The organism is Phenylobacterium sp. 58.2.17, assembly GCF_026411515.1.
In the GTDB taxonomy this organism is placed as follows: Bacteria; Pseudomonadota; Alphaproteobacteria; order Caulobacterales; family Caulobacteraceae; genus Phenylobacterium.
This window is the reverse complement of the sequence record NZ_JAPMTQ010000067.1, coordinates 1-12,423: the sequence shown is the minus strand read 5'-3', so window position 1 is coordinate 12,423 and position 12,423 is coordinate 1. Positions and strand designations below refer to the sequence as shown.

At 69.2% G+C, this 12,423-nt stretch carries 11 protein-coding genes; 8 read left to right on the top strand and 3 right to left on the bottom strand.

Annotated features, from left to right (window positions below; all coding sequences use genetic code 11):
* The first annotated feature begins 75 nt into the window (after window positions 1–75).
* The 7 genes from OUA97_RS22080 to flhA all read left to right on the top strand — a co-directional run bounded on the left by OUA97_RS22080 (window position 76) and on the right by flhA (window position 9,369).
* Window positions 76–2,034, top strand: a complete 1,959-nt coding sequence (locus tag OUA97_RS22080; RefSeq protein WP_267234247.1) for a serine hydrolase domain-containing protein — start codon at window positions 76–78, stop codon at window positions 2,032–2,034.
* 152 nt (window positions 2,035–2,186) lie between these two features.
* Window positions 2,187–3,833 carry a flagellar basal-body MS-ring/collar protein FliF gene (fliF, locus tag OUA97_RS22075; protein ID WP_267234246.1) on the top strand — a complete coding sequence of 549 codons (1,647 nt, stop codon included), beginning with the start codon at window positions 2,187–2,189 and terminating at the stop codon, window positions 3,831–3,833.
* Entirely contained in the window at window positions 3,830–4,855 is a 1,026-nt protein-coding gene (gene fliG, locus OUA97_RS22070) for a flagellar motor switch protein FliG (protein WP_267234245.1), read from the top strand. Before fliF ends, fliG begins: the two co-directional genes overlap by 4 nt.
* Window positions 4,855–5,508, top strand: coding sequence for a flagellar assembly protein FliH (locus OUA97_RS22065; RefSeq protein WP_267234244.1), 654 nt, complete (start codon window positions 4,855–4,857; stop codon window positions 5,506–5,508). The genes fliG and OUA97_RS22065 overlap by 1 nt, the downstream gene beginning before the upstream one ends.
* A 5-nt stretch (window positions 5,509–5,513) precedes the next feature.
* Window positions 5,514–5,852, top strand: coding sequence for a flagellar motor switch protein FliN (gene fliN, locus OUA97_RS22060; RefSeq protein ID WP_183773317.1), 339 nt, complete (start codon window positions 5,514–5,516; stop codon window positions 5,850–5,852).
* Between the two features lie 29 nt (window positions 5,853–5,881).
* Window positions 5,882–7,249, top strand: coding sequence for a sigma-54 interaction domain-containing protein (locus tag OUA97_RS22055; protein ID WP_267234243.1), 1,368 nt, complete (start codon window positions 5,882–5,884; stop codon window positions 7,247–7,249).
* A 20-nt stretch (window positions 7,250–7,269) separates the two neighbouring features.
* Window positions 7,270–9,369, top strand: a complete 2,100-nt coding sequence (gene flhA, locus OUA97_RS22050) for a flagellar biosynthesis protein FlhA (protein WP_267234242.1) — start codon at window positions 7,270–7,272, stop codon at window positions 9,367–9,369.
* A 7-nt stretch (window positions 9,370–9,376) separates the two neighbouring features.
* Here flhA and OUA97_RS22045 read toward each other — a convergent pair whose 3' ends face one another.
* The gene (locus tag OUA97_RS22045) at window positions 9,377–9,877 is read right to left on the bottom strand and encodes a GNAT family N-acetyltransferase (protein ID WP_267234241.1); all 501 of its coding nucleotides are present in this window, start codon (window positions 9,875–9,877) and stop codon (window positions 9,377–9,379) included.
* A gap of 201 nt (window positions 9,878–10,078) precedes the next feature.
* Here OUA97_RS22045 and OUA97_RS22040 point away from each other — a divergent pair, with 201 nt between their 5' ends.
* The gene (locus OUA97_RS22040) at window positions 10,079–10,480 is read left to right on the top strand and encodes a DUF4282 domain-containing protein (RefSeq protein WP_267234240.1); all 402 of its coding nucleotides are present in this window, start codon (window positions 10,079–10,081) and stop codon (window positions 10,478–10,480) included.
* Between the two features lie 37 nt (window positions 10,481–10,517).
* Here the strand turns inward: OUA97_RS22040 and OUA97_RS22035 are convergent, their stop codons facing one another.
* Together OUA97_RS22035 and fliI are read right to left on the bottom strand one after the other, a co-directional pair.
* The gene (locus tag OUA97_RS22035; RefSeq protein ID WP_267234239.1) at window positions 10,518–10,931 is read right to left on the bottom strand and encodes a flagellar export protein FliJ; all 414 of its coding nucleotides are present in this window, start codon (window positions 10,929–10,931) and stop codon (window positions 10,518–10,520) included.
* The gene (gene fliI, locus OUA97_RS22030) at window positions 10,928–12,265 is read right to left on the bottom strand and encodes a flagellar protein export ATPase FliI (RefSeq protein WP_267234238.1); all 1,338 of its coding nucleotides are present in this window, start codon (window positions 12,263–12,265) and stop codon (window positions 10,928–10,930) included. The genes OUA97_RS22035 and fliI overlap by 4 nt, the downstream gene beginning before the upstream one ends.
* Window positions 12,266–12,423: the final 158 nt, after the last annotated feature.

Sequence of the window (12,423 nt, the reverse complement as noted above, 5' to 3'; positions counted from 1 at the left end):
CCCCCCCCCTTTTTTAAAAGAACAACACGCAAAACGCGATCATGAGGATAGTATCGTGGGCTCGTTGATTTTTTTATGAGACAGGCCCCGGGCGCCCCGCTGACAGCGGCCGCCGCCCTGCCGGTCGCGCCCTCCGGCGCGCGCCTGGCGCCTGGCGAGGCGATCCCCACCGCTGAGCTGGAGTCCTATGTCGACGGCGTGGTGCGCAGCGCCATGGCCCGCGACCACATCGCGGGCGTCACCGTCTCGGTGGTGCAGAACGGCCAGGTGGTGCTGAAGAAGGGCTACGGCCTGGCCAGCCTGTCGCCGGCCCGCAAGGTCGATCCCGACCAGACCCTCTTCCGCATCGGCTCGATCTCCAAGACCTTCACCTGGATCGCGCTGATGAACGAGATCGAGGCCGGCCGCATCCGCCAGGACGCGCCGGTCAATCTCTACCTGCCCGAACGGCTGCAGATCCGCGACCAGGGCTTCCGCACGCCCGTGCGCGTCATCAACCTCATGGACCATTCGCCCGGCTTCGAAGACCGCGCGCTGGGCCATCTGTTCGAGCGCAACTTCGATCGCGTGCGCCCCATGGCCGACTACCTGCGCCAGGAGCGGCCGCGCCGCGTGCGCGCGCCGGGATCGGCCTCGGCCTATTCCAACTACGGCGCGACCCTGGCCGGCCAAGCCGTGTCCTACGTGGCCGGCAAGCCGTTCGAGCGGCTGATCGAGGAGCGCATCTTCCTGCCCGCGCGGATGACCAGCACCAGCTTCCGCGAGCCACACCCGCCGAAAGCCGGCATCCCCGGCGCGATCCCCAAGCGCCTCGGAGACAACATTTCCGAAGGCTATCGCTGGACGCCGGGCGGCTATGTCGCCCGTCCTTTCGAGTATATCAGCCAGGTGGCGCCGGCCGGTTCGGCGTCCTCCACCGCCGCCGACATGGCCCGCTACATGCAGCTGCTGCTGAACGGCGGCACGCTGGATGGAGCAGTCATCTATGGCCCCGGCGCGGCCCGCGCCTTCAACACCCCGATCCGCAAGACCGCGCCCGGCATCAACGGCTGGCGTCACGGCTTCATCGAATACAACCTGCCCGGCGGGCGCACCGGCTTCGGCCACGCCGGCGGCACGCTGTCGTTCCTGTCGAACATGGTGGTGATCCCCGACCTGAACCTCGGGGTGTTCATCAGCACCAACACCGAGACCGGCGGCGACCTGGCCATGGGCTTGGCCAGCGACGTCGTGCAGCAGTTCTACGTTGCGCCCGAGACCTTCCCCCGCAAGGGTTCACGCGCGCTGGCCGAGCGCGGCGGCGATTTCGCCGGCCACTATGTCGGCACCCGCCGCGCCTATCGCGGCCTGGAGGGCATGGTCGGGCTGATGATCGGCGGCGCCTCGGTGTCGGTGACGCCCGACGGCTACCTGCTGGTCACGTCGCAGGGCAAGACCAAGAGCTTCGTGCCGCAAGGCGACCTGTCGGAGGGCCGCTTCATCTCGACCACCGGCGCCGACCACCTGGCCTTCGCCATCGATGGCGGCCGCGCCCACAGCTTCCAGAGCAGCTTCGGCGACCAGACCTTCGAGCGCACCGGGTTCTGGAAGCGCCCCACAGTGCTCGCTGGCGTGGCGATCCTCGTCGGTCTGGCGGCCTTGGCCACGATCGGCGGCCTCTTCCTGCGCAACCGCCGCGACTTCCGGGAGACCGGGGTCCAGCGCCAGGCCAGCCTGCTGCAGACCACCCAGGCGGTGCTCTGGCTCACCGCCCTGGCCCTGTTTGGCGCGTGGGCCGCCAACGCCGCCGACATCGCCAATGTGATGTACCGCTGGCCGGGGGTCACCCTCATCATCGCCTCGGCCTGCGTGCTGGTCGCCGCGGCCCTGGCCCTGGGCGGCTTGATCCTGACCCCGGCGATCTGGCGTGGCGGCCGCCGGGTTGATTCGTGGACGGCCACACGCAAGGCGGCATTTACCTTTACCGCCCTGCTCTATGGCGTGTTCACGGTGCTGCTCGGCCTTTGGGGGGCGCTTACCCCTTGGAGTGGTTGATTTTTCTCAACCATAGAGAACAAGATTCTTCCGCGAATTGAGGCCTTAACGCCGCAAATGTAAACGCGTCGTTTACCAAGCACTGGGTAAATCCTGCCTAGCGGCGGGCGAGTGAGCGTCCGTCCCGCGTACCCCCGGGAAGGACGCCCGCGTTGAACAACTTCGTCGCCGCCCTGCAGAGGTTCGGAATCGGACGACTGGCGGCCATCCTTGGGATCGGGATCGGCGTCGCCGCCGCGCTGATCGCGCTCACCATGAATCTGGGCGAGCCCAAGGCCCTGCTCTATTCGAACCTTGACCTCAAGGAAGCGGGCTCGATCACCACCGCCCTCGACCAGGCCGGCGTGAAGTACGAGGTCAAGGGCGACGGTTCGACCATCATGGTGTCGCGCGACCAGGTCGCCTCGACTCGTTTGATGCTGTCGTCCAAGGGCCTGCCGACTTCGGGCTCGGTCGGCTACGAGATCTTCGACGAGGCCAACGCCCTGGGCCAGACCGACTTCGTCCAGCAGCTGAACCGCCAGCGCGCCCTCGAGGGTGAACTGGCCCGTACGATCCAGAGCCTCGACGGCGTCACCTCGGCCCGTGTCCACCTGGTGCTGCCCAAGCGCCAGCTGTTCGAGGAAGAGGCCGAGCAGCCCTCCGCCGCGGTGACCATCGGCGTCGGCGGCCGCGCGCCGTCCGCCGATCAGGTGCAGGCGATCCAGAACCTGGTCTCCAGCGCGGTGCCGAACCTGAAGCCCGGCCGCGTCACCGTCGTCGACCAGCACGCCAAGACCCTGTCGGCGGGCGAGGACGGCTTCGGCGCCCAGGCCGCCGACGGCCGCCGCAGCGACGTCGAGCAGCGCATCGCCAAGACCGTCACCAAGCTGGTCGAGGGGGTCGTCGGCCCCGGCAAGGCCCGCGTCAACGTCACCGCCGACCTCAACCTGGCCCGCGTCACCGTCCAGCAGGAGACCTTCGACCCCGACGGCCAGGTCGTCCGTTCCGAGACCACCAACGAAGAAACCTCGCGCGAGAACCAGCCCGACGCCAACGGCGCGGTCTCGGCCAGCGCCAATATCCCGGGCGGCGTCGGCGCCAACGGCGAGGCCATGAACCAGTCCGCCAGCGGCCGGACCGAGTCGACCACCAACTACGAGATCTCCAAGACCGTCCGCACCGAGGTGCAGGAGCCGGGCGACATGAAGCGCCTGTCCGTCGCCGTGGCCGTCGACGGCGTCACCGCCGCGGGCCAGGACGGCAAGCCCGGCGCCTACACCCCGCGTTCGGCCGAGGAGATGCAGCGCATCGAGCAGCTGGTCCGCACCGCCGTCGGCTTCAACGCCGACCGCGGCGACCAGGTCACCGTCGTCAACGTCCGCTTCCCGCAGGCCGACGCCGAGGGCGGCGTCGAGACCGCCAATCCGCTGATGGGCTTCGACAAGAACGACATCATGCGCGCCGTCGAACTCGGCATCCTCGGCCTGGTCGCGGTGCTGCTGATCTTCTTCGTCGTCCGCCCGATGCTGAAGCCGTCCAAGGGCGGCGCCGGCATGCCGGCCCTGGCCGGCGGCGCGCCGGTCACCCGGCTGGTGACCACCGCCGACGGCCAGCCCCTGCAGATCCAGGTCGATCCGGCCACCGGCCAACCGCTGGCCCTGCCCGGCCCCGGCAACGAGCTGGAGCAACGCATCGACATCGCCCGCATCGAGGGCCAGGTGAAAGCCTCCTCGGTGAAGCGCGTCTCGGAATTCGTCGAGACGCACCCCGAAGAGTCGGTTTCGCTGCTGCGTAGCTGGCTCCACGAGACGACATGAGCAGCCGCGTGAAGTCCATCAACGACGCATCCAAGCTCAGCGGACCTGAGCGCGCCGCGGTCGTCCTGCTCGCGCTCGGCGAAGAGCACAAGACGATCTGGGAGCACCTGGACGAGGAGGAGATCAAGGAGATCTCCCAGGCGATGGCCGGCCTCGGCACCGTCTCGTCCAGCGCCGTCGAGCAGCTTCTGGTCGACTTCATTTCCGGAATGTCCGGCGCCGGGGCGATCATGGGCTCGTTCGAGCAGACCCAGCGCCTGCTGCAGGCCTTCCTGCCTCCTGACAAGGTCGACTCCCTGATGGAGGAAATCCGCGGCCCGGCGGGTCGGACCATGTGGGACAAGCTGGGCAACGTGAACGAGGCGGTGCTCGCCAACTACCTGAAGAACGAATACCCGCAGACCGTCGCGGTGGTGCTGTCGAAGGTGAAATCCGACCACGCCGCCCGCGTGCTCGCCGCCCTGCCGGAAGACTTCGCGCTGGAATGCGTCACCCGCATGCTGCGCATGGAACCGGTGCAGCGCGAGATCCTCGACAAGATCGAGCAGACCCTGCGCACCGAGTTCATGTCCAACCTGGCGCGCACCTCCAAGCGCGACAGCCACGAGATGATGGCGGACATCTTCAACGCCTTCGACCGCCAGACCGAGGCCCGCTTCATCGCCGCCCTCGAAGAGCGCAACCGCGAGAGCGCCGAGCGCATCCGCGCCCTGATGTTCGTATTCGAGGACCTGTCGAAACTCGATCCGGGCGGCGTCCAGACCCTGCTGCGCAACGTCGAGAAGGACCAGCTCGGCCTGGCGCTCAAGGGCGCGTCCGACTCCCTGCGCGAGATGTTCTTCTCCAACATGTCCGAGCGCGCCGCCAAGATTATGCGCGAAGACATGGAAAGCATGGGGCCAGTCCGCCTCCGCGACGTCGACCAAGCTCAGATGGCCATGGTCCAGGTCGCCAAGGACCTGGCCGCCAAGGGCGAGATCATGCTGGCCGGGGCCGGCGGCGATGACGAGCTGATCTACTGATGACCACCAGCACGCCCCACCCGAAATTCGGCTTCGACACGGTGTTCGACAACGCCGGCGATGTCGCCTACGCCGCCCAGCGGCCCAAGCGCCTGTTCCCCGCCGAAGAGGTCGAGGTCCTGCGCGCCCAGGCCTTCGCCGAGGGCGAGCGCCAGGCCCTGGCCTCGATGGCCGCGCTGCAGGCCCAGGCCCTGTCGCAGATCGCCGCCAGCGTCGGCCAGGCCCTGCCGCGGCTGGCCGGCGTCGCCCACGAGCATCGCGTCGGCGCCGCGGAGCTGGCCCTGGCCTGCGCCCGGGCCATCGCCGACGCCGCCCTGGCCAAGTTCCCCGAGGCGCCGATCCAGGCCGCCCTGGAGAACCTCGCCCGCGAGATCGAAGCCTCGCCGCGACTGATCGTCAGCGTCGGCGCCGACCTGGCGCAAGGCGCCCAGGCGGCGCTGGAGCAGACCGCCCAGGCGATCGGCTACCCTGGCGCCATTCAGGTCCGCCCCGCCGCCGGCGTCGGCCCGGCCGCCTTCACCCTCGACTTCGGCGACGGCGCCGCGGCCTTCGATCCCGCCGCCGCCGCCGCCCGCGTGGACGCCGCGCTGCAGGCGGCGCTGGCCGCCGAAGGCCTGCACGCCGAACCCCTCATTCCCGGAAGCGAAAGCTGACCGCCATGTCCGACAACGACCTCAAACTCGACGAATTCGGGCCTTCCGACATGCCTATGGCCGATATGGGCATGGAGATCGAGGACAAGACCGCCAGCGACCTGGCGCCGGTCTTCGACGTGCCGGTCTCGATCTCGGCGGTGCTCGGCCGCGCCACCATGTCGGTGGCCCAGCTTCTGCAGCTGCAGTCGGGCAGCGTCCTCGACCTGGACCGCAAGGTCGGCGAGGCCATCGACATCTACGTGAACAACCGGCTGGTCGCTCGCGGCGAGGTCGTCATCGTCGACGACCGCCTGGGCGTGACCATGACCGAAATCATCAAGGACGGCGACACTCAGGGCTGATCGCCTGAGGGTCTGTAGGAGATAGTGCTATGCGGCTTTTGGTCGTCGGAAAACTGAACGGACAGCTCTCCAACGCCGTGAAGATGGCGATGACGGCGGGCGCCAAGGTCAGCCACGTGGAGACCATCGAGGCGGCCACCCACGCCCTGCGCGCCGGCCAGGGCGCGGACCTGCTGCTGGTCGACTACGACCTCGACATCGCCGGGCTGATCGCCGCCAACGAGGGCGAGCGGATCCGCGTTCCGGTGGTCGCCTGCGGCGTCGATCCGGACGCCCAGAAGGCCGGCGACGCCATCCGCGCGGGCGCCAAGGAATTCATCCCGCTGCCGCCGGACGCCGAGATGATCGCCGCCGTCCTGGCCGCCGTCTCCGACGACGAAAAGCCGATGGTCGTGCGCGACCCGGGGATGCAGGGCGTCATCAGCCTGGCCGACCAGGTCGCCCCGTCCGAAGCCTCGATCCTGATCACCGGCGAGAGCGGCTCGGGTAAGGAAGTCATCGCCCGTTACGTGCACCAGAAGTCGCGCCGCGCCAGCCGTCCGTTCATCTCGGTCAACTGCGCGGCGATCCCTGAGAACCTGCTGGAAAGCGAGCTGTTCGGCCACGAGAAGGGCGCCTTCACCGGCGCCGTGGCCCGCCGCATCGGCAAGTTCGAGGAAGCCAACGGCGGCACCCTGCTGCTCGACGAAATCTCGGAGATGGACGCACGCCTGCAGGCCAAGCTGCTGCGCGCCATCCAGGAGCGCGAAATCGACCGGGTCGGCGGCGCCAAGCCGGTGAAGGTCGACATCCGCATCCTCGCCACCTCGAACCGCGACCTGGCCCAGGCGGTCAAGGACGGCACGTTCCGCGAGGACCTGCTCTACCGCCTCAACGTCGTGAACCTGCGCCTGCCGCCGCTGCGCGAGCGGCCCGGCGATGTGGTCGCCCTGGCCGAGTTCTTCATCCGCAAGTACGCCAAGGCCAACGGCATGCTCGAGCGGCCGCTCTCGGCCGAGGCCAAGCGCCGCCTGGCCGCCCACCGCTGGCCGGGCAACGTCCGCGAGCTGGAAAACGCCATGCACCGCGCGGTGCTGCTGGCCACTGGTCCCGAGATTGAGGAAGGCGCCATCCGCCTGCCCGACGGCCAGCCGCTGGCCGCCCCCGATCCGGCCGCCCGCGCCGCCCAGACCGCGGCCGACGCCGCCGAGGCGGTGACCCGCACCTTCGTCGGCCAGACCGTCGCCGACATGGAGCAGCGGCTGATCATCGACACCCTTTCGCACTGCCTGGGCAACCGGACCCATGCCGCCAACATCCTCGGCATCTCGATCCGCACCCTGCGCAACAAGCTGAAGGAATACACCGAGGCCGGCGTCCCGGTGCCCGCCCCGCAGATGGGCGCCAGCGCGGCCTGAACGAGTAACTCGAGTAGATCATGACCGACGCCTCGCTTTCATCCTCGGCCCGCCCCTCGCCCCGCGAAATGCTGGGCTGGCTGATGAAGGGCGAGGTGGCCCTGGCGCTGGGCGTGATCGGCATCGTCATCCTGCTGATCCTGCCGATCCCGCCGTTCATGCTGGACATGCTGCTGGCGGTGTCGATCACCTCGTCGGTGCTGATCCTGATGACCTCGCTTCTGATCAAGAAGCCGCTGGAATTCACCGCCTTCCCGACCGTCCTGCTGGTCACCACCCTGTTCCGCCTGGGGCTGAACATCGCCTCGACGCGCCTGATCCTCGGTCACGGCCACGAAGGCGCGCACGGGGCCGGCAAGATCATCGAAGGCTTCGGCAAGCTGATGATGGGCGGCAACTTCGTCATCGGCGTGATCGTGTTCATCATCCTGGTGATCGTGAACTTCGTCGTCATCACCAAGGGTTCGGGTCGGATCGCCGAAGTCGCCGCCCGCTTCACCCTGGACTCGATGCCTGGCAAGCAGATGGCTATCGACGCCGACCTCTCGGCCGGCCTCATCGAGGAGAACGAGGCCAAGAAGCGCCGCAAAGAGCTGGAGCAGGAAAGCACCTTCTTCGGGGCCATGGACGGCGCCAGCAAGTTCGTGCGCGGCGACGCCGTCGCCGGCCTGATCGTCGTTGCGATCAACATTATCGGCGGCATCCTGATCGGCGTCGTCCAGCACAAGGTGCCGTTGGCCCAGGCCGCGTCCTCCTACACGATCATGACCATCGGCGACGGCCTGGTCAGCCAGATCCCGGCCCTGATCATCTCGATCGCCGCCGGCTTCCTGGTGTCGAAGGCCGGCGTCGACGGTTCGGCCGACAAGGCCCTGGTCGCCCAGCTGGCCATGAACCCGATCAGCCTAGGCATGGTCTCCGCCTCGGCCGGCGTCATCGCCCTGATCCCCGGCATGCCGATCATCCCGTTCGCCGCCCTGGCCGCCGGCTCCGGCTTCCTGGCCTGGCGCCGTTCGCAGGAAGCCCTTCTACCGCCGCCCGTCGACATCGTGCCGGTCGACGCCGCAGCCGCCGCCCAGGATCAGGAAGAGCCGATCAGCCAGGCCCTGGCCATCGACGAAATCAAGATCGAACTAGGCTATGGCCTGCTGCCGCTTATCAACGACCTGGAAGGCCGCCGCCTGACCGATCAGATCAAGGCCCTGCGCCGCACCCTGGCCCAGGACTTCGGCTTCGTGATGCCGGCGGTGCGCATCCTCGACAACATGCGCCTGCCCTCGCAGGGCTACATGATCCGCATCAAGGAGATGGAAGGCGGCGGCGGCGAAGTGCGGCTCGGCTCGCTGATGGCCATGGACCCGTCGGGCGGCCAGGTCGAGCTGCCGGGCGAGCACATGCGCGAGCCGGCCTTCGGCCTGCCGGCCACCTGGATCGACGACTCCCTGCGCGAGGAAGCGACCTTCCGCGGCTACACCATCGTCGACCCGGCCACCGTGCTGACCACGCACCTGACTGAGATCCTCAAGGAGAACATGCCCGACTTGCTCTCCTACGCCGAGGTCCAGAAGCTGCTGAAGGAGTTGCCGGCCGAACAGAAGAAGCTGGTCGACGACCTGGTGCCCAGCGTCGTCTCGGCGACCACCATCCAGCGCGTGCTGCAGGCCCTGCTGCGCGAGCGGGTCTCGATCCGCGACCTGCCGGCGATCCTGGAGGGCATCGGCGAGGCCGCGCCGCACACCGGCTCGATCACCCTGCTGGTCGAACAGGTCCGCGGCCGCCTGGCCCGCCAGCTGTCGTTCGCCTATCGCGGCGACGACGGGGCGCTGCCGATCATCACCATGTCGGGCGAGTGGGAGAACGCCTTCGCCGAAGCGCTGATCGGCGCCGGCGAGGAAAAGCAGCTGGCGCTGGCCCCCTCGCGCCTGCAGGACTTCATCCGCGCCGTCCGCGACAGCTTCGAGCGCGCGGCCCTGGCCGGCGATAGCGCCGTGCTGCTGACCAGCCCTCAGATCCGCCCCTATGTGCGTTCGATCATCGAGCGGTTCCGCGGCCAGACCCCGGTGCTCAGCCAGAACGAGATCCACCCGAAGGCGCGGCTGAAGACGGTGGGCCAGATCTAGGTCTGGGTCAGCCCAGCGGTTTGGCGAAGATCAGCTGCGGGCCGAAGCCCTCCTCGTGGCGGCCGCCGGTATCGACGAAGCCGATCTTCCGGTAGGCCTCTATGGCCGCGAGGTTGCGGGCGTTGACCGCCAGCATCAGCTGCGGCTGCACCGGCCGCTCGCGGACGAACCACGCTTCCAGCAGGCTGATGCAGCGGCGGCCGACACCCTTGCCCTGGAACCCGGGGCGGACCCGGAAATTGTGCAGGCTGACGGTGCCGGGCGGCGCCCAGGGCGGGCGGCGCAGGCCCTCGCGCAGCACGAAGAAGCCGACCACCTCCCCGCCAGGTTCGATCACCGCGAAGCCCTGCTCGAGACCGACCGCGTCGGTTTCGTTCAATCGCCCGAACACCTCGTCCAGGCTGCCGGCGAACGCCTCCTGTTCCGGCGGCAGCCCGATGATCTCGACCACGTCGCGGTCGGCGCCCGAAATCGGCTCAAGTCTCCAATCGGCGGCCTGCGTCGTCATGCCCATGATCAAAGACTAACACGCAATCGGCGAACAATGTCATCCCGCCCCATGCGGAGAGGCGCGCCTGGCGCCCAATTCCGGCCCGCGCGACAACGGGCGGCGCGGCCCGCGGCTCAACGGGCGTTGCAGCCGCGCGCCCCGGCTGATAGCGATTTGCCCCTGGCGCGGTCGATTGGGCCGCGAAGCGTTGGAAATCGAATGCGGCGACCTGCTTCCCCGACCCGGCGCGGCCCGGGCAGCGCGATCTTCTGGGATCTGCTGACCTTCGAGCGGCTGATGACCAACCAGGTGATTCATCTCATCTATTGGGCCGGCCTCGGGGTCATCGCGCTGATCGCGTTCGGCACCGTCGGGGCCGCCGTCGGCGTCGCCCTGCGTGAGGAAAGCTGGATCGGCGTGATTCTGGCGATCCCGGTCCTGGTGGCCGGTCTGCTGGTGGTCGCAGGTCTGGTGCTGCTTTGGCGCTCGTTCTGCGAGCTCTACGTCGCCCTGTTCCGTCTCAGCGACGACCTACACGCCCTGCGCGAGGCCGCCGACGCGGCCGAACAGGCGCCCGCCCGCGCGGCGCCGCGCCAGCCGACCCCCGGCCCGCTGAACTAGCCCGCCCTGCTCGGGGCCGCCGCGCCCCTCGCCGGCCTCACCAGCCGCCGGCCGCCCTGCGCAGCCCCAGCTCGTCAAGCGCCGCAGTTTCCAGGCGCGCAGCTTCCTTGACCTGCGCCAGCCGGATGCCCTCGGCCACCTGTTCGTATTTCTTCTGCTCCTCGAAGGCCAAGGCCAGCGCGTCGCGGGCGCCGGCCTCCTCCAAGGCGATGGCGTCGATCTGCGACTGCATCACCGCCTTGCGGGCCCGCAGCCCCTCCCAGAACCCGACCTGATACCAGCCCGCCTCGGCGTCCTGGCGGGCCCGCTGCGCCTCGGCCTCGCCCTCGGCTTCGAGGAAGGCGAGCTTCATCTCGGCCTGGATCCGCCGGTCGGCGATCTCGCCCACACGCTTCTGGAGGATCTCGACCTCATAGGTCGAGAGCTTGATCAGGGACTGGGCCCAGCTCATGCGGCTTCACCGTTCAGAATGTGAGCGAGGATGTTGAAGCTGTCGTCCAGGCTGGTGGCCTCGTCCTTGTCCTGGCCGAGGAACGCCTCGAGCGCGGGATTGAGGGCGATGGCCCGGTCGACCTGCGGATCGGCCCCGGCGCGATAGGCGCCGATGCGGATCAACTCCTCCATGTTGGCGTAGGCCGACAGCGACTGCCGCGCGGCCTTCACGATCTCGCGCTCGTGCGGCAGGTGGCAGCCCGGCATCGTCCGGCTGATCGACTTCAGGACGTTGATCGCCGGGAAGCGGCCGCGCTCGGCGATGGCCCGCTCCATGACGATGTGCCCGTCGAGGATCCCGCGCACGGCGTCGGCGATCGGCTCGTTGTGATCGTCGCCGTCGACCAGCACCGTGAAGATGCCGGTGATCGGCCCCGCCGTGGTGCCGTCGGGACGGATCGGCCCCGGACCGGCGCGCTCCAGCAGCTTGGGCAGTTCGGTAAAGACGGTCGGCGTATAGCCCTTGGTGGTCGGCGGCTCGCCGGCGGCCAGCCCGATCTCGCGCTGGGCCATGGCGAAGCGGGTGACGCTGTCCATCATGCACAGGACTTCAAGATCCTGGTCGCGCAGGAACTCGGCGATGGCCAGGGTCATGTAGGCGGCCTGGCGGCGCTTCAGCGCCGGCTCGTCGGAGGTGGCGACCACCACGATGGCGCGCTTCAGCCCCTCCTCGCCCAGGGTTTCCTCGATGAATTCGCGGACCTCACGGCCCCGCTCGCCGATCAGCCCGACCACCACCGCGTCGCAGTCCGACTGCTTGGCCAGCATCGACAGCAGCACCGACTTGCCGACGCCCGACCCGGCGAATACGCCCAGGCGCTGGCCGCGGCAGCAGGTGGTGAAGACGTTCATCGAGCGCACGCCCAGGTCCAGGCGCTCGCCCACCCGGCCGCGGGCGTGGGCGGCCGGCGGCGCAGCGCGCAGCGGATAGGCGGCCGCGCCCTGCGGCAGCGGCCCCAGGCCGTCGATCGGCTCGCCGAAGGCGTCGATGATGCGGCCCAGCCAGGCGGTGGTCGGGCGCACGGCCGAGCCCTGCGGCTCGATGCGGATCTCTGCCCCCGGCGCGACGCCTTCGACCGGGCCGAACGGCATCAGCAGGGCGCGGGTCTCGCGGAAGCCGACCACCTCGGCGGTCAGCGGCTTGTCGGCCCGGCGCTCGATCTCGGCGCGCGCACCGACGGCCAGTCGCGTCAGTCCGCCGCGGGCCTCGATCAGGAGGCCGTTCACAGCCGCGACGCGGCCGGAGACGGTAAGCGGATCGATCCGCTCGACGGCGGCGACAAGGCTACGCAAAGACAGCACCCCAGCGGTCAGATTCGACCGCTAGGGAGAATCCGCCCGCCGCCGTTAACTCCCGATGAAGATTCCCCGGCTCGTCAGCGCAGCGCGGCGGCGAGCCGGGCCGCCTGGCCGGGGTGGCGCGGGGGCGGCTGGGGGGCGGGCGCCGGGCG

Coding starts and splice junctions, on each gene's coding strand:
- fliN (WP_183773317.1), top strand. CDS start 5,514: ATGTCCGACAACGACCTCAAACTCGACGAATTCGGGCCTTCCGACATG.
- fliG (WP_267234245.1), top strand. CDS start 3,830: ATGAGCAGCCGCGTGAAGTCCATCAACGACGCATCCAAGCTCAGCGGA.
- OUA97_RS22035 (WP_267234239.1), bottom strand. CDS start 10,931: ATGAGCTGGGCCCAGTCCCTGATCAAGCTCTCGACCTATGAGGTCGAG.
- OUA97_RS22055 (WP_267234243.1), top strand. CDS start 5,882: ATGCGGCTTTTGGTCGTCGGAAAACTGAACGGACAGCTCTCCAACGCC.
- flhA (WP_267234242.1), top strand. CDS start 7,270: ATGACCGACGCCTCGCTTTCATCCTCGGCCCGCCCCTCGCCCCGCGAA.
- OUA97_RS22045 (WP_267234241.1), bottom strand. CDS start 9,877: ATGACGACGCAGGCCGCCGATTGGAGACTTGAGCCGATTTCGGGCGCC.
- OUA97_RS22040 (WP_267234240.1), top strand. CDS start 10,079: ATGCGGCGACCTGCTTCCCCGACCCGGCGCGGCCCGGGCAGCGCGATC.
- OUA97_RS22080 (WP_267234247.1), top strand. CDS start 76: ATGAGACAGGCCCCGGGCGCCCCGCTGACAGCGGCCGCCGCCCTGCCG.
- OUA97_RS22065 (WP_267234244.1), top strand. CDS start 4,855: ATGACCACCAGCACGCCCCACCCGAAATTCGGCTTCGACACGGTGTTC.